Genomic DNA, 26,452 nt, shown 5'->3' on the forward strand with positions numbered 1-26,452 from the left:
TTATGACTGACATACTTTTAAAACTTATCGAGGTTTCTGTTTGGTCTGGAATTGCAGCTGTTGGGTTCGGAATTTTATTTAACATCCCTAAATCGACCATAATTACGGTATTCACTTTGGGATTTTTTGCTGGACTTATTAAATTTACGAGTATTAATTTTGGTGTAAATATTATTCTAGCCACATTTTTGGGAATCCTTTTTGTTGCCTTGGTAGGCATGCCTATTGCGCATAGAATTCATCATCCACCAGTCGTATTTTGTATCCCGCCAGCCATCCCCATGATTCCTGGTTATTTTGCTTACGAAACCATACTCGCTATTATGAATTTCCTATTTATTGAAACGGATCCCATAAAAAAAGCGGAACTAATTAGCGATATCTTTTCAAATGGATTTACTATGGTATTTATATTAATATCTATCGCTATTGGGATCTCTCTACCGTTATTATTATTACGAAAAAACACGGTAAAAAAGATAGAATCCTAGCATTCTATAAAATTATTTTAACTTTTATAAAAACAAAGAAGGCTCAATTTTATGAATTGAGCCTTCTTTGTTTTATCATATTTAGATTCAAGCTGAATGTCTAAATTTTATACATCCACTTATAGATTAAGATTCCAATTCTAGAAATCACAAACACTAATGTTCCAAACAGTGTGGTTAAAAAAGACACTTTTAGTCCGCCAGCAAGCATTCCCGAAGAAATAGAATTCATACCTTCAATGGCATCAAAAGCGCTGATGAGCCCAATTATTGAACCTAAAAAACCAATGACCAATCCTAATAAGCTGGAATCGCTAACTAGACTTATCATTTTTCTAGACTTCACTTCATTTCTATTCGCTTGATAAAATCCACTGATTAAAAAGAATAGAGACAGTATTAAACAGATTAAAATTAATGACATAAATAAAGCCCCACCTTCACTAAAACGGTTAGACAATTGGGTGAAAAATCCTTGTTGTTGAATAATTAAAACATGCATAGTATAAAATTTTATTGTTAGTAGACTTCAAAACTACAAGCAAATAGCACTTCCTTAATTTAAATGCGACAGTTAACCAATTTAGGTCTTTTTTTAACTCACATGTTAAATCGGTTGCTAATTCTGTAATTCGTCTATAAAACATCACATCGTTTCAAAAATATGTTATTATTGTATAGCATTGAAATTATGAGTACACCACATTTTATCATAAAACAACTAGGTCGACTTTGTTTACACATCCTTTTTTGGTGTGGTGTTTTGCTGTTTTATACTTATTTTTTTGGATCAGGAAGTAACGACATGAGCTACGTACTCTCCTTCTCTCTTTTTTTAATGCCCATCACCATTGCGACAACTTACGTTTTTATTTACAAACTCATACCCGAATATTTAATGCTTAAAAAGTATGTCTTATTCGGCTTGTATAGTTTGTACACTTTTATCATTTCGTCTTACCTTATTATACTCTCCATTTTTTACGGTTTAATCTATTTATCGCATTTTGAATACAATAATATGGCACCTGTAAGTCAGAATTTATTGTTTGTTATGATTGGTGTGTATTTGGTAACCACCATAGTTAGTGCTTTTAAATTACTAAAGTTGAATTTAAAACAGGTTGAAAACACCAGCAAATTAGAGCACAAAATTCTTGAAACGCAACTAAAGTTGAAAGAACAAGAATTACAGTATCTAAAAATGCAGATTCATCCACACTTTCTATTTAACACCTTAAATACTATGTATGGATTTTCACTAAAAAAAGCAGATGAAACGCCTGAAATGATTTTAAAACTCTCTAATTTATTAGATTACCTACTCTACCAAATAGATAAACCGTTTGTGTTATTGACAGACGAAATTAATCACATTCAAGATTATATTGCCTTAGAATCACTTCGATTTAACAAGACTCTGGATATAAAATTCAATATTGAAAATATCTCCGAGAACACAAAAATTGCGCCTATGCTCTTTCTTCCATTTATAGAAAACAGCTTTAAACATGGCATTTTAAAACAAGGTGTACTCCATATTAAAATTGATTTATCTTTTAAAGACCACACTATTTATTTTTATATTGAAAACTCAAGCGGTTTAAATTCTGATATCAAATCAGGTATTGGCCTAGAAAACATTAAAAAACGATTAGACATGCTTTATAAAGAGGCTTATACTCTTTCTATTCTGAATAGTGATAGCACATTTAAAGTTCATTTAACCTTAAAAACTGAAGACGCTTTTGCAAACCAATAAAAACATATCGTGCCTTATTGTAGATGATGAATTAATTGCAAGAGAAGTGATTGCAACACACCTATCCAAAATTAGAAACATTACTGTTATTGCGAGTTGTAGTAATGCCATTGAAGCGTTTAACCACATTAGTAATCATAAAATTGACTTGGTGTTTCTGGATATAAATATGCCAGAAATCTCAGGAATTTCGTTTGCAAAATCTATCAACTCCAGCATTAAAATAATTTTCACCACAGCGTATCGTGATTATGCTGTAGAAGGATTTGAGCTCCAAGCTGTAGATTACTTATTAAAACCCATCTCGTTCGAACGTCTTTTAAAAGCTATAAATAATTATTTTGAAGTCTACACAGAGTCACAAAACAGTAGCATAACTATTCCTGAAGTTTCAGATTTTATGTTTGTACGATCAGACCGTAAAATGATAAAAATCGATTTTAATGCCATCATTTATATAGAAAGCTATAGTGATTATATAAAAATCCACTTCCAGAATTCCTCTATTGTCACTAGAGAAACCATTAGTGCCATAGAAGCTAAACTTCCACCAAAGCAGTTTTTAAGAATACATCGCTCTTATATTATTTCAATTAAAAGCATCACATCGTTCACCAATGAACATATTACCATTTTAAACCATGCGCTACCGATAAGTCGGAGTTATAAAAAAGAGGTTTTAGAGCAGTTAGAGCATTATTAAAATTCAGATTTTAACGACTACAACCTTCATTAAAACCCATAAAAAAAGCGACCCAATTGGGTCGCTTTTATAATATATAAAATTTGCTTCTTAAATATGTAAAGCGCGATCTCCTGTCGCAGCTAAAGCCGCTTCTTTAATCGCTTCTGTAAATGTAGGATGCGCATGAGACATTCTAGACACGTCTTCTGCACTCGCTCTGTATTCCATCGCTACAACTGCTTCAGCAATCATATCGGCAGCACGAGCACCAACCATATGTACTCCTAAAATTTCATCAGTCGTTTTATCTGCAAGAATTTTTACAAATCCGTCTAAATCCATACTTGCTCTACTTCTACCTAAAGCACGCATTGGGAAAGATCCAACTTTATACTCCACTCCTGCTTCTTTTAATTGCTCTTCTGTTTTACCAACAGTTGCAACTTCTGGCCATGTGTAAACCACACCAGGAATTAAGTTATAATCGATATGTGGTTTTTGTCCAGCTAAAGTTTCAGCAACAAAAACACCTTCTTCTTCAGCTTTATGAGCTAACATTGCACCTTTAACAACATCACCAATAGCGTAAATATTAGAAGCACTAGTTTGTAAATGGTCGTTAACTTCAACTTGTCCGCGGTCTGTAAGTTTCACTCCAGCAGCTTCAGCGTTTAAACCATCTGTATACGGACGACGTCCAACAGAAACTAAACAATAGTCCCCTCTAAATTCAACTTCTTCTCCTTTTTTGTTGTCTGCTTTAACAATAACTTCATCACCAACACGCTCTACAGATTTTACTTTGTGAGAGATATTAATTTTGAATTTTTGTTTCTTTAAAACTTTATTAAGTTCTTTAGATAATCCAGCATCCATAGTTGGGATAATACGATCCATAAATTCTATTACAGATACTTCTGAACCAAGACGCTTATACACTTGACCAAGTTCTAAACCAATAACACCACCACCAATTACGATTAAGTGTTTCGGAATTTCTTTAAGCTTTAAAGCTTCAGTAGATGTAATAACACGTTCCTTATCTAAATTGATAAACGGTAAGTTTGATGGCTTACTTCCTGTTGCAATAATTGTGTTTTTTGCTTCAATTTCGGTAGTTTCTTCTCCTGAAATAGTGATATGCGTTGCATCTTTAAATGCTCCTAAACCTTGATAAACATCAATGTTATTTTTCTTCATTAAAAAGTCGATCCCTCCAGTAGTTTGGTCTACAACAGACTGCTTACGCGCAATCATTTTTTCAAGATTTACTTTTACTTCACCAGGAATTTCTATTCCATGTTCTTCAAAATGCTTAATCGCATCTTCGTAATGATGAGACGAATCTAGTAAGGCTTTACTAGGAATACATCCTACATTTAAGCAGGTTCCCCCAAGTGTTGAATATTTTTCTATAATTGCAGTTTTCATGCCTAGTTGTGCGCAACGTATCGCTGCTACATATCCTCCAGGTCCTGAACCAATAATGGCTACATCGTATGAATTCATAAAGTTTATTTTGATTCTTTTTTAAATGGATAACAAAAATACAAATTTAGAAAGCTTAAATCAGTTAAGATTATTAAAATTTTAAGCTTTTTTTTAAGAATACATCAATCTCAATTATTCTTTAAACAGGAATTACTGTACTGTGTTTCACTTCATTAATTACAAACATGCTGTGTGTACTACCTATATGATTAATTGTAGTGAGCTTGTTCACCATAAATTCTCGGAATGCAACCATGTCTTTCACCATCACTTTTAATAAATAATCGTAATCGCCACTTATGTGATAACACTCCATGACCTCTTCTAAATTAGCAACCTCCTTTTCAAATTGAACCACATAATCCTGACTGTGTTTTTCTAATTTTATATGACAATAGGCAACAAAAGATTTCTGAACTTGGTCTTTATTCACCAAAGCCACATAGCGATTAATCACACCTTGATTTTCTAATTTTTTAATCCGTTCGTAAACAGCTGTAACCGATAAATGGAGTTTAGTAGACAGCGCTTTATTGGTCTGTTTACTATCTGTTTGTAGGAGTTGGATGAGTTGTCTGTCTATAGCATCAAAAGTCATATTGAAAGATTATCTATTAAATTGAATAAATTCAGATTAAAAACAAATTTAAAACTATTATTTCAATTTAAATCAGTTTAAAAATCTAAATAATTTAACAACTATTGATTATTACTCTAAAATTAATCATTTTTGATTAACATCTAAAAAACACACTTATGGCTTTTAAACCCGCAAACAACATACAAGATTTACAATATTTCGGAGAATTTGGAGGTGTAAATCCATCCATATCAGACTCCTCTACTTACACCTTTATATCGGCTAAAACAATGTTCGATACTTTTGAAGGTAATGCAGATGGTTGCTATTTATATTCCCGACATTCATCTCCTTCGAACTTATATTTAGGTGAAGCCTTAGCTGCTATGGAAGGTACTGAAACTGCAAATGTTTACGCTTCAGGAATGGGAGCAATTACCTCTGTTATTTTACAAAACTGTAATGCTGGCGACCATATTGTTTCAAGCAGAACCATCTATGGCGGAACTTATGCCTTTCTGAAAAATTTCACACCTCGGTTTAATATTAAAACATCGTTTACAGATATTACAAAATTAGACGTTGTTGAGGCTGCCATCACACCGCATACTAAAATGATATATTGTGAGTGTGTTAGCAATCCCTTATTAGAAGTTGCAGATATTAAAGGCTTAGCCAAACTGGCTAAAAAACATAAGTTACAATTGGTTGTCGATAATACGTTCTCGCCTTTAAGTATCTCTCCTGCAAAATTAGGGGCAGATGTAGTAATTCATAGTTTAACAAAATTCATTAACGGAAGTAGTGATACGGTTGGAGGTGTTGTTTGTGGCACACAAGATTTTATAAATCAATTGCGAGATGTAAATAATGGTGCCGCCATGCTTTTAGGATCTACTATGGATAGTATGCGTTCTGCTTCAGTTTTAAAAAACCTAAGAACGCTTCATATTCGTATGCAACAACATAGTAAAAACGGACTGTATTTAGCTGAAAAATTTGAAACCAACGGGTTAAAAACCGTGTATCCAGGATTGGCATCTCATCCATCTCACGAATTATTTAAAAGCATGATGAATGCTCAATATGGTTTTGGAGGCATGCTAACCATTGATGTTGGTTCACTTGAGAAAGCGAATGTGCTTATGGAACTCATGCAAGCTAAAAACTTAGGGTATTTAGCAGTGAGTTTAGGATTTTACAAAACGTTATTCTCTACTCCTGGAAGTTCTACTTCTTCAGAAATTCCTGAAGACGAACAAAAAGAAATGGGTTTAAGCGACGGATTAATTAGATTCTCTATCGGATTAGATGCAGATATAGAACGTACCTATAAGATGATGCATGATTGCATGACAGAATTACACATTTTAAAATAATATATCATCTATCCTATTTCTACAAACACTTCTATTATAAGAAGTGTTTTTTTTTATCTTTTTTTTTGTGGAATATGTTAATCTGTAACCGTATTTGCACATAAGCGTGTAAAATCGTAACATTACAAAACGATACATTTCTTATTTCAACCTTAACATTTACGCATGGAAAGCCAAGACATAAAGCCTACAACACCAAAAGACGACCCAATTGTAGAAAACAGAGAACTAAGTATTTGGGAAGCTTTAATTCCCGTTTTAGCATTAGTAATTATGTTGTTTTACAATGTAAAATATGCCTTTGGTGATGACGCTTTAAGTGGAAGTAATCAGTTTATTTTACTTCTTGGTGCAGCAGTTGCGGCCATTGTAGGTTTTTTTAACAAGGTATCTTACGACCAAATGCTAGAAGAAGTTGCCGAAAATATTAAATCGACTACAGGCGCATTGCTTATCCTTTTATTTGTAGGATCCTTAGCAGGAACTTGGCTTATTAGCGGTATTATTCCATCCATGATTTATTATGGATTACAGATTCTAAATCCGACGATTTTCTTACCAGCATGTGTTATTATTTGTGCCATTATTTCTATTGCAACAGGAAGTAGCTGGACTACATCTGCTACAGTTGGTATCGCTCTAGTTGGTATTGGAAATGCCTTAGGAATTGATCACGGAATGACTGCTGGAGCCGTAATTTCCGGAGCTTATTTCGGAGATAAAATGTCTCCTTTAAGCGACACCACAAACCTTGCTCCTGCTATGGCTGGTGGTGAATTATTCTCGCACATTAAGTATATGACATACACCACTGTTCCAACACTAATCGTTACACTTATACTATTTATTATACTTGGACTAAGTCTAGATGTTCATGGAACTACAGACACTTCAGCAATGCTTGCCTCGATAGATAGTGCATTTAATATATCGCCTTGGTTATTTCTAGCGCCTTCAATAGTTATATTCTTAATTATAAAAAAAACGCCCCCACTTCCAGCATTATTAGTAGGTACATTATTAGGAGGTGTGTTTGCACTTATATTTCAACCTGAAATCGTTAAGTCAATTACAGGAGCGGCAGAACTTAATTTTCTGTCAGCATATAAAGGTATAATGACTGCTATAACCGTAGACACCTCTGTTGCTACAGACAGTAAAGAATTAAACGATTTATTTACCTCAGGCGGAATGTATGGTATGTTAGGAACCATTTGGTTAATTATATGTGCCATGGTTTTTGGAGGTATTATGGATGCTATTGGTGCCTTAGCTAGAATTAGTAAATCTGTTCTAAATTTATTCGATTCAGTATTTGGATTATTTGCCAGTACAGTAATTAGTTGTATTGGGTTAAACGCCATTGCCAGCGATCAATATCTAGCAATTGTTATTCCTGGTAGAATGTATAAAAAAGCTTTTGAGGATAAAGGTTTAGCACCCGAAAACTTAAGTAGAACCCTTGAAGATGCAGGTACAGTAACCTCTGTATTGATTCCTTGGAATACATGTGGAGCTTACCAAAGTAGTGTTTTAGGTGTAGACACTTGGAATTATGCAGGTTATGCTTTCTTCAATTATTTAAGTCCGTTTACAACTTTAATTTTCGCTGCCTTCAAGATTAAAATCAAACAATTATCCGATAAATAATAAAAAACTATCATTTTCATAATTAAGCATAACTAAAACTTATAGCACTATAAAAAATTAGAATTTTCTTCACAGTTTAAATCGACATAGAGCACTATATTTGCATCAAGAAAATTAACAATTTTAAAAATATAGATATTATGGCATTTGTAGGAAAAAAATTCCCAGATTTAAACGTTGACGCAATGAATGAAATGGGCGATACTTTTAAAGTAAACGTTTTAGAAGAAGCGATTAACAATAAGAAAAAAGTAGTTTTATTTTGGTACCCAAAAGATTTCACATTTGTTTGCCCAACAGAATTACACGCATTTCAAGCTGCTGCAGCTGAATTTGAAAAAAGAAATACAATTGTAATCGGTGCATCTTGCGACACACCAGAAGTACACTTTGCTTGGTTAAACACTGCAAAAGACAACGGAGGAATTGAAGGTGTTACTTACCCAATTTTAGCTGATACGAATAGAAACCTAGCGTCTACTTTAGGTATTTTAGATATCACTAATGAAACGTATAACGAAGAAACTGGAAATGTAACTGTAGAAGGTGATAACGTAACTTACAGAGCGACTTATATTATTGATGAAGACGGTGTTGTACAACACGAAAGCATTAACAACATGCCATTAGGAAGAAATGTTAATGAATATTTACGTATTGTAGATGCGTTAACTCACGTACAAAAAAATGGTGAAGTTTGTCCAGCAAACTGGGAAGAAGGTAAAGATGCAATGCAAGCCAATGCAAAAGGTACTGCTGCATATTTAGCAAAAAACTAAGCACACAACACTTTCAAAATCTACCATCCTTTTTCGTTAAAGGATGGTAAACTAAAAATTTATCTGTCATGGTACAAGAATTAGAACAAGACAATTTAAGTGAAATTGTATCTGGTAATGATACAGTTATCGTACAATTCTCAGCAACTTGGTGTGGTAATTGCAGAATTATGAAACCAAAATTCAAAAAATTAGCAACCGAAAACGAAAACGTAACATTCGTAATTGTTGATGCTGAAAAATTTACAGAATCAAGAAAATTAGCAAACGTAGACAACTTACCTACTTTTGCAACCTTTAAAAAAGGTGAATTTGTTAACCAAGTACAAACTAATAAGTTTGACGTTTTAAAAGAACTTGTTAACGAAGTAGTGTAAAGTTTCGCCTTTACGGAAACAAAATAATAACCATTAATTTAGTTTCTTCCCTTTGGGAAGACGGAAGAAAGGAATGAAATTACCAGTAATTAAACACCTCACTCAATTTATTGAGGAAAACGACGAAGATTACGTAAACGAAACAATAGAAACACTTGAAGCATTAACTGAAGTATCATCATTAAAAGATGAGGAACTAGATGTTATTGGTGAATTAATCTCTAATATGTACGGAGCACTTGAGGTAAATACCATGATTAAAAATGGTACCCCACAAAAAGAAGCTTTAAACAGTTTTATGAAACGTGTTTTAGGTTCTATAGACAAATAAGAACAACCTCTTATAAAATTTAAAATCCCCTTTTCTCATTTGGAAGAGGGGATTTTTTTATACCCTAAACTCAGAATATTATTATTCAAACAGAACCACAAACAAAAAATCATTCTCCAAAGCTGTATTTGATATCAATCGTGTCCTAAATATTATTAAATGTTCATTTTTTTCATTGCTAAAAAGATCCTTCGACTTCGCTCTGGATAAACCAAGCCAAAAAAATCTAGGCTTACGAACTTTTATCTAAATTTTTCGTTCACTATCTAAATTTAAAGAACTCGCTACTAAAACTCAATAAAATAGAGACATTCGTTTAGCTCAAACAGCTTTAAATTTTACGATACTTTCACTTCAAATTTTACGATAAATTTTCGATAGGCCTGCAAAAAAACAAAATTCAACTTATATAAAAAAAGTACCTCTCTCAATACAAATAATTCTATAAAGTCAACGTCGGTATATCTTTTTTAAAAAAGTGATTAATCGTTTAGGACGCTATTAATTTGATATTTATGAAATAGAAAAGCATTGATTTTGTAAATAGCCCTTCTGAAGTTATTAGTACCAAAGTCACATGTAAAACATTTTACAATCACGAATCACACTATTAAATAATAGCAATGGCAAATTGTTTATAGTTTATCATAGGGATTCTCAACTCCGCTCGAATATCGTTTAAGTTCTCATTGTACAATTTTTTAACGAGTCTTCTAGATTGCATGTAAAACACCACAATACATGTTTTTATATGGTGTTCGAGCGTAGTCGAGAACATAAAACGGTGTAATTTTTTCTTCTCCGATTAACTACATAAATGTAAAAACACAACAATTAGGAATGATCAAAAAAAAATAAATTGAAAGATCTAAAAACAGTCCAAGCTCCCCTACTCTCCTTCATTTCTCAAAACACAGACTCTTAAAATTGTTTACCTCTAACTAAGTATTTAGAACAATTCGGTACTAGTCATTTTCTGAAAGGCTAGAAATATTTCCTCGACTTAGGTGTTCGAAACCATTAAAATTATGATGGAATCTTAAATCCTAAGAAGTCAAAACGATCTTAAATTATCATATTACCAATTATTTAACCTAAATATTTAAATTTCTTATGTTTTTATTTTAATTTTAGAGGAAACCAACTAATCATAACAATAAATTATAATAAAACAAACTTCAATCAATTATACTTATAATTGAATAGAATATGAAAATTAAATCTTTCAAATTACAAATAATAACTAGGGTATATTTGATCTATTGCAAATACAAAAATCCCTAAACCTTTTAGATATGGAAAACGATAAAAACTCAAAAGCATCAGACGATATTAGTCAATGCCCACATCACCAACAACAGCAGCAACAACAGCAACAACGCCAAGACGATGCTGATCCTATTTCAGAAGAGAATAAGGAACATTCAAGTGGACATGGTACATCATCAGGAAAATGTCCTGTAATGCACGGAGGAAACACATCTACTAAATCAACTGTAATGGAATGGTGGCCGAATGCGCTAAATCTTGATATTTTACATCAGCATGATACGAAAACGAATCCTTTAGGACAAGATTTCGATTATCATGAAGAACTTAAAAAATTAGATATAGAGGCCTTAAAAAAAGATATGCATGCTTTAATGACGGATAGTCAAGATTGGTGGCCTGCAGATTGGGGACATTATGGAGGATTGTTTATCCGTTTATCATGGCACTCTGCTGGAACCTACAGAATTTCTGATGGCCGCGGTGGTGGAGGAACAGGAAACCAACGTTTTGCCCCTTTAAACTCTTGGCCAGACAACGTGAGTTTAGACAAGGCAAGAAGATTACTTTGGCCTATCAAGAAAAAATATGGAAATAAAGTAAGTTGGGCAGATTTAATAGTGCTTGCAGGAACTATTGCCTATGCAGATATGGGATTAAAAACATATGGTTTTGCTTTTGGACGTAAAGATATTTGGAACCCTGAAACAGATACTTATTGGGGAGCCGAGAAAGAATGGTTGGCACCAAGTGACGAACGATATAGGAATGTAGATCATCCTGAAACAATGGAAAATCCATTAGCAGCAGTTCAGATGGGATTAATATACGTAAACCCAGAAGGTGTTAACGGAAAACAAGATCCGTTAAAAACAGCACTTCACATCCGTGAAACCTTTGCTCGTATGGCCATGAACGATGAAGAAACTGTAGCGTTAACAGCCGGTGGACATACCGTAGGAAAAACACACGGTAATGGAGATGCTAGCATTTTAGGCCCAGAACCTGAAGCTGCAAATGTAGAAGAACAAGGTATGGGTTGGAGTAATCCAACAAAATCCGGAAAAGGTAGATATGCCGTAACTAGTGGACTTGAAGGTGCATGGACAACTAACCCTACGAAATGGGATGGTGGATTTTTTGAAATGTTATTCAACCACGAATGGGAATCTGTAAAAAGTCCTGCTGGCGCTTTGCAATGGGAACCTGTAAGTATTAAAGAAGAAGACAAACCTGTAGACGTAGAGGATAATACTACGCGTCTTAACCCGATGATGACTGATGCAGATATGGCTATGAAAATGGATCCTATTTACAAGGAAATCTCATTAAAATTCATGAACGACCAAGAATATTTCTCAGAAACTTTTGCTCGTGCTTGGTTCAAATTAACACATAGAGATATGGGACCAAAAGCCAACTATATTGGTACAGACGTCCCTCAAGAAGATTTAATTTGGCAAGATCCTATTCCAAAAGGAGCAACGGATTATGATGTTGATGCAGTAAAAAACAAAATCACCGCTTCTGGATTATCCATTCCTGAAATGGTAAATACGGCTTGGGATAGCGCACGTACATTCCGTGGATCAGATAAACGTGGTGGAGCAAATGGAGCACGTATCCGCTTGGCACCTCAAAAAGATTGGGAAGGAAATGAGCCTCAACGATTAGCATATGTTTTATCAGTATTAGAACCTATTGCCGCTGAATTCGGAATTAGCATTGCAGATACTATTGTTTTGGCAGGTAATGTTGGAGTTGAAGAAGCTATAAAAGCTGGCGGATTAGATATTGCTGTGCCTTTCTCACCAGGACGAGGAGATGCGACAGACGAGATGACTGATGCAGATTCTTTTACTCCTTTAGAACCATTAGCTGATGGATACAGAAATTATACTAAAAAGGAATATATAGTAAGTCCTGAAGAGTTATTGCTTGACCGCACCCAATTAATGGGATTAACAGCGCCAGAAATGACAGTACTTGTTGGTGGTATGAGAATGCTAGGAACGAATTACTATAATACAAACCATGGTGTGTTTACAGATAAAGTTGGAGCTTTAACGAACGATTTCTTTGTAAACCTAACAGATATGGGCAACACTTGGAAACCAATAGAAAAAGGTCTTTATGAAATTAGAGACCGTAAAACAGGAGTTGTTAAATGGACAGCGACACGTATGGACTTAGTATTTGGGTCTAATTCTATTTTACGTTCGTATTCTGAAGTGTATGCACAAGACGATAACAAAGAAAAATTTGTAAAAGACTTTGTAAATGCGTGGACTAAAGTGATGAATGCAGATCGTTTCGATTTGAAATAAATAATAAATTCTTGAGTAACCATAATAGCGGTTTCAATTTTATATTGAAACCGCTATTATATTTATGTATTACTCCTAATTAGCCAAAGCACTTTGCTGAAGCTGGAAGAAATTCTCAAATACTTAGATAGTTAAAGAGCCGCTCCAAAATGAAGCGACTCTTAAAATCAACCTTAATAAATCTCTTAAAAAATTAAGATTTTGGTAACAACACAGTGTCAATCACATGAATCACCCCATTAGATTGGTTCACATCTGCAATCGTTACTTGTGCTGAATTTCCATTTTCATCTGTTACATAAATATTTTTCCCTTTTAACCAAGCCGTAATCACGTCTCCACTTACGGTTGTAATTTCTGCTTTTCCTTTTCCATCTTTAATCATCTTTAAAAGATCAGTAGCGGTCCATTTACCAGCAACAACATGATATTTTAATATGGTTTGTAGTTGCATTTTGTTTTCAGGCATTAGTAATGTTTCAACAGTTCCTTTAGGCAATTTAGCAAATGCTTCATTTGTTGGCGCGAATACGGTAAAAGGACCTTCGCTAGATAACACATCTACTAATTCTGCTGCTGTTACGGCTGCAACCAAAGTGGTGTGGTCTTTAGAGTTTACTGCATTTTCGACTATATTTTTACTTGGATACATTTTGGCACCACCTACCATTACTGTTTTTTCAGTCTTCATATTGTCTTGAGCAAAGACACTAATAGAAGAGAAAATGGCGATAGAAAATAATACTGATTTTAATACATTTAATGTTTTCATAATTTTGATGTTTTTAATTTTTGTTATTTTTAGTGTTCACATCCTACTAACGAAATTTAAAGTATGTCGGTTTTTAAAAAATATAATCTTTAACAATTCATTAACTGAACAACAGCAATAATTATCTAATTTTCAGAATCTTAAACAGAAATTAAAAAATCAAAAAAAACAAATAGTTTAAGCATCTAATTATTCTTATTTTTAAACCTTGTAATAAAAAAATCATAATTATGGCAACAGTAACCTTAAAAGGAAACGCAATACAAACTTCTGGCGAACTACCTAAAGTAGGAACAAAAGCTCCAGATTTCACATTAACAACAACAGATTTAGGTTCTAAATCATTAAAAGATTTTGAAGGAAGCAATGTTATTTTAAACATTTTTCCAAGTGTAGACACCGGAACATGTGCACAATCTGTAAGACAATTTAACAAAGAAGCTAGTGCATTAGAAAACACAAAAGTACTTTGTATTTCTCACGATTTACCATTTGCTCAAGCTCGTTTTTGCGGTGCAGAAGGATTAGAAAATGTTATTTCTTTATCAGATTATAAAGATGGTAGTTTTGGAAAAGCTTACGGTTTAAATTTCACAACTGGACCTTTAGAGGCATTACTTTCTCGTAGTGTAGTCGTTTTAGACCAAAAAGGAAACGTAAAATATACAGAACAAGTTTCAGAAACTGTAGACGAACCAAATTATAAAGCCGCTTTAGAGGCTCTACAAAATGCCTAAAAAGGAATCCTTTCTAGTTAATAGAATTAAAAGTGTAGGATATGCGTTTAAAGGCGCTATCCTACTTTTAAAGACAGAATCAAGTATAAAAATCCAGTTTGTAATTGCACTATGCATGACCTTCGCTGGATTTTACTATACTATTTCGGCAACAGAATGGATGTTTCAAATTTTAGCCATTGGAATCATTATGACCGCTGAAGGCTTAAATACTGCCGTTGAAGCTATTGCCGATTTTATTCATCCAGAACACCATACCAAAATCGGGTTTATAAAAGACATCTCTGCCGGGGCTGTTTTCATTGCTGCTATAGCTGCAATAATTATTGGTTTTATTATTTATCTTCCAAAACTATTTTAAATACTATACCCTTAGGATAAACGTTAGTAATTTGTATTTTTGTTCAAATTAACAACCGCGCGTTGATGGCTAAAAAGAAACCCCAAACTAAACAAACGAGTACTCCTAAATTTAAGAAACCAAGTCTGAAATTAACGAACCAACAAAAGCTAATTTTTGGTAGTTTACTTATCATTTTTGGTGTTATTTTAGGAATCTCCTTTTTATCTTACTTCTTTACGGGGAAAGCCGATCAAAGCATTTTAAACGAATTTTATTTACGTGAGGAAGAGGCAGAAAACTGGGTGAAAAAATTAGGTGCCATGCTAAGTGATATCTTTGTATATCGCGGTTTTGGAATCGCAGCTTTTATCTTTTCAGGCCTTCTTATTCGCTCTGGATTACATGTATTTTTAGATGTAAATCACGCCAAATTAAGACGTTTTTGGTTTTGGGGAATGTACCTTATTGTATGGATTTCAATTTTCTTCGGATTTTTTGGAGAAAAACATGCCATTTTAGGTGGTACTGTTGGTTATGAAACCAATACTTTTTTACAAGATTATATTGGTATTTTAGGCGTAGCATTACTTCTATTCTTCGGACTTATAGTATATCTAGCAACACGATTTAATATTACAATTCACAGTTTTATTGCGCTCTTTAAATCGGCTAAAAAGGATATTTCAGATGAATTAAAATCAAATAAAGAAGCACATGTTCCCTTCGATAATAATTTAAGTGATGAAGCAGAAGCTATTAAATCTGCGCATCAAGCAAGTATTGCAGAAAAACCAACACAACCAGTTGCTCCTGTAAAACCAAAAACTGTAATACCTAAGCCGGAACCAACACCTGTAGTTGAATTTGAGCCTTTAGTAACAAAACCCGTCAAAGATATTCCAAAAAGCACATTTGAGGTTGAAGCTCCAAAAGAAGAAACTATTGAAGATGAAGAATTAAGTATTGAAGTCGAAACTATCCAAGAAGAACTTTCTGAAACTGATAATTTATCAAATAAATTAGTTGCAGATTTTGGCTTGTTTGATCCAACTTTAGAGCTTGCAAAATATCAATTTCCTCCATTGGATTTATTAAAAAAATACGATAACGAAGGCATTTCTATTAACCAAGAAGAACTTGAAGGCAACAAAAATAGAATTGTAGAAACCTTAAACAATTATAAAATTGGTATTGCGAGTATTAAAGCGACTATTGGTCCAACAGTTACATTATATGAAATTGTACCAGAAGCAGGAGTTCGTATTTCTAAAATTAAAAACTTAGAAGACGATATCGCATTATCGCTGTCTGCATTAGGTATCCGTATTATCGCGCCTATTCCAGGAAAAGGGACTATAGGTATAGAAGTTCCTAATAAAAATTCTACTATCGTTTCTATGCGATCTGTAATTGCCTCTCAGAAATTTCAGAAATCAGAAATGGAATTGCCTATCGCTTTCGGAAAAACTATTAGTAATGAAACGTTTGTTGTAGACTTGGCGAAAATGCCTCACTTACTAATGGCAGGAGCTACAGGTCAAGGTAAATCGGTTGGATTAAATGCAGTATTAACGTCTTTATTATATAAGAAACATCCTGCCGAAGTTAAGTTTGTATTAGTCGATCCAAAGAAGGTTGAATTAACGCTATTCAATAAAATTGAACGTCATTATTTAGCGAAATTACCAGATAGTGCTGAAGCGATTATTACCGACAATACCAAAGTAATTAATACACTTAATTCTTTGTGTATAGAGATGGATAATCGTTACGAAATGCTTAAAAACGCATTATGTCGTAACATTGTAGAATATAACACAAAATTTAAAGCACGAAAATTAAATCCTAACGACGGACATGCCTATTTACCTTATATTGTTTTGGTTGTAGATGAGTTTGCCGATTTAATTATGACGGCTGGTAAAGAAGTTGAAACTCCTGTAGCACGTTTAGCTCAGTTAGCCCGTGCTATTGGTATTCACTTAATTATCGCAACTCAGCGTCCGTCAGTGAATGTTATTACGGGTATTATTAAAGCCAACTTCCCTGCCAGAATTGCGTTTAGAGTAACATCTAAAATTGATTCACGTACCATTTTAGACAGTTCTGGAGCAGATCAACTTATTGGTCGTGGAGATATGCTTTTCACTCAAGGGAACGAATTGGTGCGTATACAATGTGCTTTTGTAGATACTCCAGAAGTGGAACGTGTAGTCGATTTTATTGGTGCACAAAAGGCATATCCAGACGCGCATTTACTTCCGGAATATGTTGGTGAAGAAGGTGGCACAAATCTTGATATTGATATCTCCGACAGAGATAAATTATTTAAAGATGCAGCCGAAGTTATTGTTACAGCTCAACAAGGATCTGCATCATTATTACAACGTAAATTAAAATTAGGATACAATCGTGCTGGACGATTAATCGACCAATTAGAAGCAGCCGGAATTGTTGGACCTTTTGAAGGTAGCAAAGCCAGACAAGTATTAGTTCCCGATTTTGTTGCGTTAGAACAATTATTACAAAATGAAAAGAATAACTAGAATGAAAACATTTTTACTTTCACTTACATTATGCTTCAGCCTTTTAGGCTTTAGCCAAAACGATGCTAAAGCAAAATCACTTTTAGATCAAGTTTCACAAAAGGTAAAATCTTACGATAATATTTCATTAGATTTTAAATATGTACTTCAAAATACTGCAGAAAACATCAACCAAGAAACTCGTGGAGATGTTGTTATGGAAGGTGATAAATATGTATTGAATATTTTGGGAATAACCAGAATTTTCGACGGTAAGACTTTATATAGCATCAATCCTGAAGATGAAGAAGTTACTATTTCTTCTGAAGACCCTAACGACGAAAGCAGCATTACTCCTGGTAAAATGTTATCCTTCTACACAAAAGGTTACACCTATAAAATGGGAGAAGAAAAAAACATAAAAGGACGTAAAATCCAGTATGTAAAATTAACGCCTATCGATTCAAATTCAGAAATAAAACATGTACTTTTGGGTATAGACCCTCAAACTAAACATATTTATAATTTAATTGAAGTTGGGCAAAACAGTACACAAACAACACTTACAGTGACCGCGTTTGAAACTAATCAAATTTTATCTAAAGCCTCATTCTCATTCGATAAAAACAAATACAAAAACTATTATATCAATAAACTAAACTAGGCTTTACTTGAAAATTTTAGACCGCTATATTCTAACTACATACCTAAAAACATTTATTAGTGTCTTTGTGATACTCATGATGATTTTTGTCTTACAAACCATTTGGCTTTTTATTAAAGAGCTTGCGGGTAAAGATTTAGACGTAACGGTTATTCTCAAATTTTTACTGTATTATTCACCAAAATTAATCCCTTTAGTTTTACCGCTTACCATTTTACTTTCATCTATTATGGTATTTGGAAATTTTGCTGAGAATTACGAATTTGCTGCCATGAAATCTACTGGGATTTCTTTGCAACGTGCTATGGCAGGTCTTAGTATTTTTATTATAATCTTAGGTGTTGTTACGTTTTTCTTTTCTAACAATGTTATTCCTTGGGGAGAGTATAATTCGTACAACCTCAGGAAAAATATCGCTAAATTAAAACCGGCCATGGTAATCGCCGAAGGACAGTTTAACGATGTTGGTACTATTAATATAAAAGTTACTAAAAAAACGGGCGATAATGGTCAGTTTTTACATGATGTTATTATTCATAAAAAAGCTGATAATGGTTTAGGAAACTACACCACAATCGTAGCCAAAGAAGGAGAATTTGTCGGTCAGGAAGATTCTGATATTTTGAAATTAATTTTGAAAGACGGCTATTATTACGACGATACTCCGCCTAAAAAAGCAAAAGAAAGACGCCGACGTCCAGCAACAAAAAGTGCTTTCGATACCTATACCATTAACACGGATTTATCGCAATTAAACGACGTAGATTTAGAGGACAAAAATGTGACCGATAAATACAACATGTTAAATATTTCGGATTTAAATTACACTATAGATTCTCTTGCTTTAGAACGTCAAGATGATTATCTAAAGTTCTCTAAAAATATTTATAATCGGTATAGTATTAAGAATCTTGAATCTGGAAGTGAGACTGTAAAAGACACCATTTTTAACGGTAACCTTTTAAGTCTATTTAATAACGCCAAACGACTTCAAATTATAGAACTCGCAATTAACAACACTTCGAGTACTGAACAAATTATTAATACAAATGAAAAATCGTTTAAAGCAAAATCAGCTTGGTTAAACAAACATGTTATTGCTTTACATGAAAAATTATCGTTAGGTTTTGCCTGTGTCATTCTCTTCTTTGTTGGGGCTCCGTTAGGTGCTTTAATTAGAAAAGGAGGTTTAGGTTTACCAATGATTATTGCTATTCTGCTGTTTTTAACATATCACTTTATTGGTATCTTCGCAAAAAACAGTGCTAAAGATGGTACTTTCAGTCCAATTTTAGCAACTTGGTTTTCAACATTAATTATGTTTCCACTAGGTGTGTTTTTAACACGTCGAGCTACTGCCGATAAAGGCTTATTTGAATTTGACCATATTTTAATTCCACTTAAAAAATTATTACCCTTTAAGGATAATTCCAAGGACAAATTCCCTGACGGATTAAGCAGAGATTTTAGCGATTTTAAACGCTATAAAGAAGATAAACTGCTTGAACTTATTAAAGACCCTACAGCTTTCAGTTACCATAAATCAGGTAAAATCGATGCCTTATATACATTAGAAGAACGTAATTTAAGTTTAGAAGCAATTAGGTTGAAAGGTATTCATATCGATCCTAAATTCGAAACCTCGAAACACCTTGCTAACTTATTTAATATATATTCTAAATTCAGTTTAATTTCTTACCTGACTGGAGTTATTTTACTTCTGCTATTTTTCATTCTAAAAAATAATAAAATGCCAGAATTAGCAGCAACATCTATACAATTAAGTATTATTTGTCTGGTGGTTTTTATCATTTATTATATCGCACAACAATTCAGTTTAGTAAGTCTTACAAAGCAGTTACAACAGAAAAATAAAAACTCTAACATTCCACTTTTCATACTAGGCTTATTTATTTATCCTATCGCTTGTGTATTCTTAAGGCACAAAGTAAAAGCAGACTTAAGCCAGGATGCTATACTACATTTAAACTAAAAGCAATATCTTTGTAACATGATGACAGATACAAAAGAAAAGACACCTTCTTCTTTTAAACTACATAGTATTAAAGAAGCCATTGACGATATTAGAAATGGTAAAGTAATTATAGTTGTAGATGATGAAGATCGTGAAAACGAAGGCGACTTTGTTGCCGCAGCATCGAAAGCAACACCAGAAATGGTAAATTTTATGGCGACTCATGGCCGCGGATTAATTTGTGCTCCACTTACAGAGAGCCGTTGTAAAGCACTCGATTTACACATGATGGTAACCAACAACACAGACCATATGGAAACTGCTTTTACAGTATCTGTAGATTTAAGAGGTAAAGGCGTTACTACAGGAATTTCGGCTGCAGATAGAGCACGTACTATTCAAGCTTTAGTTGATCCTGAGACCAAAGCGTTCGAATTATCTAGACCAGGACATATATTCCCACTTGTCGCTAAAGAAGGTGGTGTTTTACGTCGCACAGGACATACAGAAGCAGCAATAGATTTGGCTAGATTGGCAGGATTAGAACCTGCAGGAATGATTGTCGAAATCATGAACGAAGATGGTACCATGGCTAGACTACCTCAACTAAAAGAGGTAGCTAAAAAATTTGATTTGAAGATTGTTTCTATTGAAGATTTAGTGGCTTACAGAATGCAGCATGACTCATTAATTGAAAAGAAAGAGGATTTTGATATCGAAACGCGCTTTGGTAAATTTCGTCTAAGAGCTTATAAGCAAACTACAAATAATCAAGTACATATAGCACTAACAAAAGGAGGTTGGAAATCTGATGATCCGGTGTTAACTCGAGTAAATTCAACCTTAGTAAACAACGACATTTTAGGTACTTTAACTAATAATGCCGATGCTAAATTAGACAGTATGTTTAAGGTTATTAACGAAGCCGAAAGTGGTGCAGTGCTCTTTATTAATCAAGAGCCAAAAGCTATGAATATTTTGAAAAGATTAACTATTTTAAAAGATGAACAAAAGGAGAATAGCATAACTAAAGCTCCGATTATTTCAATGGATAATAAAGATTTTGGAATTGGAGCTCAAATATTACACGATATAGGTATTCATAAACTTCGATTAATTTCGAATAGTGAACACACAAAGCGTGTAGGAATTATAGGTTACGGATTAGAAATTATTGATTACGTAAATTACTAAAACAAACATTTTCATTTGTTTTAGACTGCTAATACTTTTTAAAAAATAAATATACTTAGGGTCGTGATTTTATGTCACTACCCTTTTTGTTTTGTATTACACAATACTAAAGTAAGGGTTTGCTTTTAGGAGTTAAACTCCACTAAATTGATTTTTGAATTTTAATTTTAATTCCAATATCATTTATTATATCTTTAAAAATATTTTTTTGAATACAAATAGCTATAATTTATCTATTACAAAGATGAATAGTTAGATATAGCATTAGATTAATGCAACAAGAATATTGCAAAATAACCAAATCAAGATACCAAAATGAGTTTAGATCTATTTAATATAAAAGGAAAAAACGCCTTAATTACAGGAAGCACACACGGTTTAGGAATGGCTATGGCAAGAGGATTGGGCCTTGCTGGAGCTAACATAATTATAAATGGAAATTCTTCGCAAGACAAGATTGATAACGCTGTTGCCGAATTAAAAAAAGAAGGTATTACTGCTGTTGGTTATAAATTTAATGTCTCGATTGAAGCCGATGTTATTGAAGCCGTTACAAAAATAGAAAATGAAGTTGGCCCCATAGACATTTTAATAAACAACGCTGGAATTATAAAAAGAACGCCACTTTTAGATATGGAAGTTGCCGACTTTAAACAAGTCATAGATATTGATTTAGTAAGTCCGTTTATTGTCTCTAAATATGTGGTTAAAAATATGGTTAAACGCCAAGCAGGAAAAGTGATTAACATCTGTTCTATGATGAGCGAATTAGGAAGAAACAATGTAGGAGCTTATGCTGCTGCAAAGGGTGGTCTAAAAATGTTAACTAAAAATATGGCTACCGAATGGGCAAAATATAACATTCAAGTTAATGGTATAGGACCTGGTTATTTTGCAACCACACAAACTGCTGCCATTCGTGTGGACGGACATCCTTTTAACGAATTTATCATAAATAGAACACCCGCTGAAAAATGGGGGAACCCAGAAGATTTAGCCGGAGCAGCTATCTTTTTAAGTTCTAAAGCGAGTGATTTTGTAAACGGACATGTGGTATATGTAGATGGTGGTATTTTAGCCACTATAGGAAAACCTGCAAACGAAGCTTAAATCACTTTGAAAACTTCATTTCGCACTAAAAAACAGAATAAGATAATCTAAGTCTTTTGATTTTGATATATAGAGAATCAATAACTTACTTCTGCTTTGCAAAAATCTCATTTACGGTAGCTCTATAATTTCTAGGGCTACCATTTTTTTTTATGGCTTTATATACCTTTTTAGGATCTTTAAAAGACTGAGAAAAATAGTCCCAAAATCCAAGCATTTTCATTTTTATAGGCATCGGCCCTGATAAAGCTTCATCGTATTGCTGATAAATAGTATCGTGGAATTCCTTGAAAACTTGCCATCTATTTTCTGGATATACCGTGGTATTATTTTTAATCATTTGTGGTAAGAACGGATCTGAAATTAAGCCTCTCCCAATCATCCAATGGTCGATACTTGGAAAACGTTCTTGCAAATCTCTATACGCTTGTACGCTTGTAATATCTCCGTTATAGTATAATTTATGCGGACTCTGATCTACACATTTTTGAAAAGCTTCTAAATCTGTTCCACCTTTATATAACTGTTTCCCCAGGCGCGCATGAATTGCAACATTCTTAATCGGGTACTTTTCTAATATAGGAAACACACCTAAAATCTCGTCAGGTTCATCGTAACCCAAACGCATTTTCATAGAAATAGTAATATCACTTTCGTTATGTGCTTTGTGAAGCACGTCATCTATTTTTGTTGGATTGCAAATTAGTCCAGACCCCATACCTTGCTTAGTTACCATCGGATATGGACAGCCTAAATTCCAGTTCAGTTCTCTATAACCTAACGATTCAATGTATTTAATCACGAACAGAAACTCATCGGGATCGTTTGTCATCACTTGCGGAATCAAATATGGAACGGTATTATGCTCCGGATTTAAATCGCGCTGATAATTATTTTTAATCACCATTTTACCATTCATCTTAATATAAGGCGCATAAAATGTATCTATGCCACCAAACGATTGATGAAATGCATTACGGAAACGAAAATCGGTAAATCCTTGTAAAGGCGATGATAATAGAGTGATAGACATTCAGAAAAATATTTTTGCAAAAGTAGTGAAAAACTTCGCTACATAAATTGCCTTGAATCTAGAACCTTCCATGTTGTGCCATCTAACTTTGGATTTAAAAAAATCTGACACGATAAACGTATATTTGGAATATCGGGAAACGCATCCAATAGCAACTGTTCATCAGGAATAATAGTGTCGTCGTAGTTTCCATTTATTTGCTTAACCATACACGTACCGCACCAGGCTCTACCTTTGCAATCGCCAATATCTTCAGCCAAATTATCAACAATAAAAGTCATTAGATTTTCATCACCGTTCGGTCTGAATGTAAATGTGCTTAAGTGGCCATCACTATCTTCTAAATGAATTTTATACATGTCTAATCTCTATTAATTCAAAAATAGTTTCACCTATTTGGTTGCTTAAATTTCCTTTTTCGTTCAAAACAAAAAATCTAATACTGATACCTTAAAAATACTAAATCGCCATCAAATAAAATGATTAAAACCCGTGTTTTTCTATTTTTAAGAGGACGAAAAACTAACATTATAATCTTCGACACATAACATTAAATCACAACACAATTTCATCTAAAAACAAACATTATCACGCCCTCAGTTTTCTTCAATTCAACATAACTTTATTATCTTTAAATTTTTATTTTTTAATCTTCATTAGTAAACATAAATACATGATTGAACGCTCTAGCACCTCAACCTCTTCACATTTTTTCAACATAAACCACCTCTATAAATTCAGTTTTAGCATCCTATTTTTAACTGTATTTTCAACAACCCTTTGGGCACAAGAGATTCCTAGTCAGAAAGTTTTAACCGTCACAGAGCTTCCTAATTATCTTAAACCTGAAGTCCGTGAGCAATTAGAAGTTGACGGAAAAATAACAGAAGCTAGACTCGCAGCATATTTTAGAGAACAGTTTTCTAAACGCTTTTATTACGATTACAAAACATTTCCAGAGCGTTTAAAAATTTACAACGACACTTACAATAATGCTTCAAGTCATAAAGAAAGAGCACTAGACCATCTTAATAAATTCCCCGATTTTACCGATTGGGAACTGCCATTTAACTACCTAAAAGGAGGCCCTGTAGACGCCTATGCATTGAGACATTTGGCGAGACAGCATAAAATGGTAGATATTGCCATGTTATACTTTAACGATGGTAAAGACCCTAAATATATTAGGTATTTTGTGGAACAGATGCGTTCACTAAACTTTGCGCTTGAATCTGAAAATTTTGAAACTATTGAAGACGGAAATGGGGTTTACGAAGTATACCGTGCGGGGTATCGTGTTACCAATTGGTTATGGATACACAATATGTTTTTAAGCGACAAGGCCTATACCGATGCAGATCAGTTACAAACCATAGCCACACTGCTGCAGACAGGAGCACATCTTTATAAAAACAACAGCAAATTTAGTCCCGGAAATCATCAAACAAAAGGGATGTCGGCTTTGGCAGCAATATCTATTTTATTACATGATTTTGAAGGCACCGATAATTGGTACGACAGAGCGATGTTACGATTAAGTGAGCATTTGGATAAAGAAATTAACGCAGATGGCTTTCAATTTGAACGTTCTGTGCACTACCATATGGACGATATTAACAACTATTTATATACCTACCAATTAATAAAAATCAATGATATAGAAGTGGATCAAGCCTGGGAAGACAAACTAAAATCGCTGTTTACCACTTTACCAAAAATTGCGTATCCAGACAAAAGTGCTCCGGTTCTTCAAGACGACACGCGTAAACCTTGGGCAGAAAGTAATGATATTTCTGGAGCGTTAACACTCGGGTACTTACTATACAACGATCCTAGTTTTGGATATTTCGCGACCAATAAAGTGGATGCCAGCATGTATTGGTTTTTGAGTAATGCACAAGTAGAACAATTAAATCATATCGAAAAGAAACGTCCTGAATATGGCTCGCTAGCCTTTGAAGACACCGAGTATTATATTATGAGACAAGGTTGGGATGCAGATGATGATATGATGATTATAAGTAATGGTGTAGATGCCGACAAGCCAGACCACCAGCATGGCGATGTTTTAGGAATTCAGGCGATGGCTAACGGACATATTATACTTCCGAATTATCAGGTTAGATATTCGCTTGAAGATTTAGATGTGTTTAAAAATTCGATGGTGAAAAACGTCGCATTGGTAGATAATGAATTACAAGGTAAAGCATGGACATCGAACAAAGGGGGAAGTGGTTTTGGAAAGTTTAAGAATTTACCAACGCCTAAAACCATTGCTTGGAATACAAATACTGAATACGATCTTTTTGTAGGAACACATGATGGTTTTGAAAATATAGGCGTAAACTATTCGCGCCAGGTGATTTATGTAAAAGATAAATTTTGGATTGTAAAAGATAATTTTAAATCTGATAAGACTCACGATTACAAACAGGTTTGGCAAGGCCATTACACTTCCGAATTGAGTTCAGACCTTATTCGTGCTTCCTTCCCGGATGCGGTTGGTAGCGATATTTTTCAGCTTAATGCCACAGATACCGCTGAAATTTCTGGAGCTAACGGAAAAAACTGGACGGTAATTACAAAGGAAAATCAACAAAATTTTGACTTCTTAACGGTTATTTTGCCGTATAAAGGCTACAATAATGGTATTGACCAGACTCTAGAAGACATAGTATTAAAAAATTGGAAAGTAATTACTTTTCCATGGGGAGCACATGGAGACGACACCACAGTACTTGCCGTTAACGGGGCTTGTTTTGCTTTTGGGATTAAGGAGATGAGTTTAAAAGGTGTCACCTTAGATACCTCTGTAGAAACCGATTTATATCTATCTGAAAAAGACGGTAAATTTCGCGTTAGTGCGTTGGGCGACCAAGACATAACGGTCACTTTAAATAAGAATAGTAATCTTAAAATCAGTTTAAAACCCGGAGAAACGCATATTTTTAATCTAAATTAGTGTTATTAAATGTACG

At 33.7% G+C, this 26,452-nt stretch carries 23 protein-coding genes; 17 read left to right on the forward strand and 6 right to left on the reverse strand.

Annotation, left to right across the window (positions count from 1 at the left end; all coding sequences use genetic code 11):
• Positions 1-2 precede the first annotated feature (2 nt).
• Positions 3-491 carry a threonine/serine exporter family protein gene (locus R6X41_RS13735; protein WP_318500915.1) on the forward strand — a complete coding sequence of 163 codons (489 nt, stop codon included), beginning with the start codon at positions 3-5 and terminating at the stop codon, positions 489-491.
• 100 nt (positions 492-591) lie between these two features.
• Here R6X41_RS13735 and R6X41_RS13740 read toward each other — a convergent pair whose 3' ends face one another.
• Positions 592-993: a MotA/TolQ/ExbB proton channel family protein gene (locus R6X41_RS13740; RefSeq protein WP_318500916.1), complete on the reverse strand. Its 402-nt coding sequence runs from the start codon at positions 991-993 to the stop codon at positions 592-594.
• A 189-nt stretch (positions 994-1,182) separates the two neighbouring features.
• On the opposite strand from R6X41_RS13740, the gene R6X41_RS13745 reads away from it, so the two are divergent.
• Complete coding sequence (locus tag R6X41_RS13745) at positions 1,183-2,253, forward strand: sensor histidine kinase (RefSeq protein WP_318500917.1); 1,071 nt, start codon at positions 1,183-1,185, stop codon at positions 2,251-2,253.
• On the forward strand, positions 2,240-2,956 hold the full coding sequence (locus R6X41_RS13750) for a LytR/AlgR family response regulator transcription factor (protein WP_318500918.1): 717 nt from the start codon (positions 2,240-2,242) through the stop codon (positions 2,954-2,956). Before R6X41_RS13745 ends, R6X41_RS13750 begins: the two co-directional genes overlap by 14 nt.
• A gap of 90 nt (positions 2,957-3,046) precedes the next feature.
• Here the strand turns inward: R6X41_RS13750 and lpdA are convergent, their stop codons facing one another.
• The gene (gene lpdA / locus R6X41_RS13755) at positions 3,047-4,447 is read right to left on the reverse strand and encodes a dihydrolipoyl dehydrogenase (RefSeq protein ID WP_318500919.1); all 1,401 of its coding nucleotides are present in this window, start codon (positions 4,445-4,447) and stop codon (positions 3,047-3,049) included.
• A gap of 121 nt (positions 4,448-4,568) precedes the next feature.
• Positions 4,569-5,027, reverse strand: coding sequence for an Lrp/AsnC family transcriptional regulator (locus R6X41_RS13760; protein WP_318500920.1), 459 nt, complete (start codon positions 5,025-5,027; stop codon positions 4,569-4,571).
• Between the two features lie 158 nt (positions 5,028-5,185).
• Here R6X41_RS13760 and R6X41_RS13765 point away from each other — a divergent pair, with 158 nt between their 5' ends.
• The 6 genes from R6X41_RS13765 (at position 5,186) to katG (ending at position 13,121) form a co-directional block, all read left to right on the forward strand.
• Positions 5,186-6,388: an aminotransferase class I/II-fold pyridoxal phosphate-dependent enzyme gene (locus tag R6X41_RS13765; RefSeq protein WP_318500921.1), complete on the forward strand. Its 1,203-nt coding sequence runs from the start codon at positions 5,186-5,188 to the stop codon at positions 6,386-6,388.
• A gap of 165 nt (positions 6,389-6,553) precedes the next feature.
• Positions 6,554-8,038, forward strand: a complete 1,485-nt coding sequence (gene nhaC / locus R6X41_RS13770) for a Na+/H+ antiporter NhaC (protein WP_318500922.1) — start codon at positions 6,554-6,556, stop codon at positions 8,036-8,038.
• A gap of 140 nt (positions 8,039-8,178) precedes the next feature.
• On the forward strand, positions 8,179-8,817 hold the full coding sequence (locus tag R6X41_RS13775) for a peroxiredoxin (RefSeq protein ID WP_318500923.1): 639 nt from the start codon (positions 8,179-8,181) through the stop codon (positions 8,815-8,817).
• Positions 8,818-8,885: 68 nt separating this feature from the next.
• Positions 8,886-9,194: a thioredoxin family protein gene (locus tag R6X41_RS13780; RefSeq protein WP_318500924.1), complete on the forward strand. Its 309-nt coding sequence runs from the start codon at positions 8,886-8,888 to the stop codon at positions 9,192-9,194.
• A gap of 73 nt (positions 9,195-9,267) precedes the next feature.
• On the forward strand, positions 9,268-9,525 hold the full coding sequence (locus R6X41_RS13785; protein ID WP_318500925.1) for a DUF6952 family protein: 258 nt from the start codon (positions 9,268-9,270) through the stop codon (positions 9,523-9,525).
• Positions 9,526-10,820: 1,295 nt separating this feature from the next.
• On the forward strand, positions 10,821-13,121 hold the full coding sequence (gene katG / locus R6X41_RS13790) for a catalase/peroxidase HPI (protein WP_318500926.1): 2,301 nt from the start codon (positions 10,821-10,823) through the stop codon (positions 13,119-13,121).
• Between the two features lie 193 nt (positions 13,122-13,314).
• Here katG and R6X41_RS13795 read toward each other — a convergent pair whose 3' ends face one another.
• Entirely contained in the window at positions 13,315-13,893 is a 579-nt protein-coding gene (locus tag R6X41_RS13795; protein WP_318500927.1) for a fasciclin domain-containing protein, read from the reverse strand.
• A 230-nt stretch (positions 13,894-14,123) separates the two neighbouring features.
• Between R6X41_RS13795 and tpx the strand changes: the two genes are divergently transcribed.
• The 7 genes from tpx to R6X41_RS13830 all read left to right on the forward strand — a co-directional run bounded on the left by tpx (position 14,124) and on the right by R6X41_RS13830 (position 22,441).
• On the forward strand, positions 14,124-14,630 hold the full coding sequence (gene tpx / locus R6X41_RS13800) for a thiol peroxidase (protein ID WP_318500928.1): 507 nt from the start codon (positions 14,124-14,126) through the stop codon (positions 14,628-14,630).
• A complete protein-coding gene (locus tag R6X41_RS13805) occupies positions 14,623-14,991 on the forward strand; it encodes a diacylglycerol kinase family protein (RefSeq protein ID WP_318500929.1) in 369 nt (122 codons plus the stop codon). The genes tpx and R6X41_RS13805 overlap by 8 nt, the downstream gene beginning before the upstream one ends.
• Positions 14,992-15,056: 65 nt before the next feature.
• Entirely contained in the window at positions 15,057-17,519 is a 2,463-nt protein-coding gene (locus tag R6X41_RS13810) for a DNA translocase FtsK (protein WP_318500930.1), read from the forward strand.
• A gap of 1 nt (position 17,520) precedes the next feature.
• The gene (gene lolA1, locus R6X41_RS13815) at positions 17,521-18,162 is read left to right on the forward strand and encodes an outer membrane lipoprotein periplasmic chaperone LolA1 (RefSeq protein WP_318500931.1); all 642 of its coding nucleotides are present in this window, start codon (positions 17,521-17,523) and stop codon (positions 18,160-18,162) included.
• Between the two features lie 7 nt (positions 18,163-18,169).
• A complete protein-coding gene (locus tag R6X41_RS13820; protein WP_318500932.1) occupies positions 18,170-20,155 on the forward strand; it encodes an LptF/LptG family permease in 1,986 nt (661 codons plus the stop codon).
• A gap of 18 nt (positions 20,156-20,173) precedes the next feature.
• On the forward strand, positions 20,174-21,331 hold the full coding sequence (gene ribB / locus R6X41_RS13825) for a 3,4-dihydroxy-2-butanone-4-phosphate synthase (RefSeq protein ID WP_412176269.1): 1,158 nt from the start codon (positions 20,174-20,176) through the stop codon (positions 21,329-21,331).
• Positions 21,332-21,646: 315 nt separating this feature from the next.
• Entirely contained in the window at positions 21,647-22,441 is a 795-nt protein-coding gene (locus R6X41_RS13830; RefSeq protein ID WP_318500933.1) for a gluconate 5-dehydrogenase, read from the forward strand.
• Between the two features lie 85 nt (positions 22,442-22,526).
• On the opposite strand, the gene R6X41_RS13835 is transcribed toward R6X41_RS13830, so the two are convergent.
• Both R6X41_RS13835 and R6X41_RS13840 read right to left on the reverse strand, forming a co-directional pair.
• A complete protein-coding gene (locus tag R6X41_RS13835; RefSeq protein WP_318500934.1) occupies positions 22,527-23,474 on the reverse strand; it encodes a tRNA dihydrouridine synthase in 948 nt (315 codons plus the stop codon).
• 38 nt (positions 23,475-23,512) lie between these two features.
• Entirely contained in the window at positions 23,513-23,833 is a 321-nt protein-coding gene (locus R6X41_RS13840) for a 2Fe-2S iron-sulfur cluster-binding protein (RefSeq protein WP_318500935.1), read from the reverse strand.
• A 314-nt stretch (positions 23,834-24,147) separates the two neighbouring features.
• On the opposite strand from R6X41_RS13840, the gene R6X41_RS13845 reads away from it, so the two are divergent.
• Positions 24,148-26,436, forward strand: a complete 2,289-nt coding sequence (locus R6X41_RS13845; RefSeq protein WP_318500936.1) for a heparinase II/III family protein — start codon at positions 24,148-24,150, stop codon at positions 26,434-26,436.
• Positions 26,437-26,452 lie beyond the last annotated feature (16 nt).

It is taken from the genome of Formosa sejongensis, assembly GCF_033447105.1.
Taxonomy (GTDB): Bacteria; Bacteroidota; Bacteroidia; order Flavobacteriales; family Flavobacteriaceae; genus Formosa.

Excerpts from the sequence above, each read along its gene's own strand:
- lpdA (WP_318500919.1), bottom strand. The coding sequence starts at position 4,447 with ATGAATTCATACGATGTAGCCATTATTGGTTCAGGACCTGGAGGATAT.
- R6X41_RS13735 (WP_318500915.1), top strand. The coding sequence starts at position 3 with ATGACTGACATACTTTTAAAACTTATCGAGGTTTCTGTTTGGTCTGGA.
- lolA1 (WP_318500931.1), top strand. The coding sequence starts at position 17,521 with ATGAAAACATTTTTACTTTCACTTACATTATGCTTCAGCCTTTTAGGC.
- nhaC (WP_318500922.1), top strand. The coding sequence starts at position 6,554 with ATGGAAAGCCAAGACATAAAGCCTACAACACCAAAAGACGACCCAATT.
- R6X41_RS13805 (WP_318500929.1), top strand. The coding sequence starts at position 14,623 with ATGCCTAAAAAGGAATCCTTTCTAGTTAATAGAATTAAAAGTGTAGGA.
- R6X41_RS13780 (WP_318500924.1), top strand. The coding sequence starts at position 8,886 with ATGGTACAAGAATTAGAACAAGACAATTTAAGTGAAATTGTATCTGGT.
- R6X41_RS13740 (WP_318500916.1), bottom strand. The coding sequence starts at position 993 with ATGCATGTTTTAATTATTCAACAACAAGGATTTTTCACCCAATTGTCT.
- R6X41_RS13810 (WP_318500930.1), top strand. The coding sequence starts at position 15,057 with ATGGCTAAAAAGAAACCCCAAACTAAACAAACGAGTACTCCTAAATTT.
- R6X41_RS13795 (WP_318500927.1), bottom strand. The coding sequence starts at position 13,893 with ATGAAAACATTAAATGTATTAAAATCAGTATTATTTTCTATCGCCATT.
- R6X41_RS13785 (WP_318500925.1), top strand. The coding sequence starts at position 9,268 with ATGAAATTACCAGTAATTAAACACCTCACTCAATTTATTGAGGAAAAC.
- tpx (WP_318500928.1), top strand. The coding sequence starts at position 14,124 with ATGGCAACAGTAACCTTAAAAGGAAACGCAATACAAACTTCTGGCGAA.
- katG (WP_318500926.1), top strand. The coding sequence starts at position 10,821 with ATGGAAAACGATAAAAACTCAAAAGCATCAGACGATATTAGTCAATGC.
- R6X41_RS13775 (WP_318500923.1), top strand. The coding sequence starts at position 8,179 with ATGGCATTTGTAGGAAAAAAATTCCCAGATTTAAACGTTGACGCAATG.
- R6X41_RS13830 (WP_318500933.1), top strand. The coding sequence starts at position 21,647 with ATGAGTTTAGATCTATTTAATATAAAAGGAAAAAACGCCTTAATTACA.
- R6X41_RS13845 (WP_318500936.1), top strand. The coding sequence starts at position 24,148 with ATGATTGAACGCTCTAGCACCTCAACCTCTTCACATTTTTTCAACATA.
- R6X41_RS13835 (WP_318500934.1), bottom strand. The coding sequence starts at position 23,474 with ATGTCTATCACTCTATTATCATCGCCTTTACAAGGATTTACCGATTTT.
- R6X41_RS13840 (WP_318500935.1), bottom strand. The coding sequence starts at position 23,833 with ATGTATAAAATTCATTTAGAAGATAGTGATGGCCACTTAAGCACATTT.
- R6X41_RS13760 (WP_318500920.1), bottom strand. The coding sequence starts at position 5,027 with ATGACTTTTGATGCTATAGACAGACAACTCATCCAACTCCTACAAACA.
- R6X41_RS13765 (WP_318500921.1), top strand. The coding sequence starts at position 5,186 with ATGGCTTTTAAACCCGCAAACAACATACAAGATTTACAATATTTCGGA.
- R6X41_RS13745 (WP_318500917.1), top strand. The coding sequence starts at position 1,183 with ATGAGTACACCACATTTTATCATAAAACAACTAGGTCGACTTTGTTTA.
- ribB (WP_412176269.1), top strand. The coding sequence starts at position 20,174 with ATGATGACAGATACAAAAGAAAAGACACCTTCTTCTTTTAAACTACAT.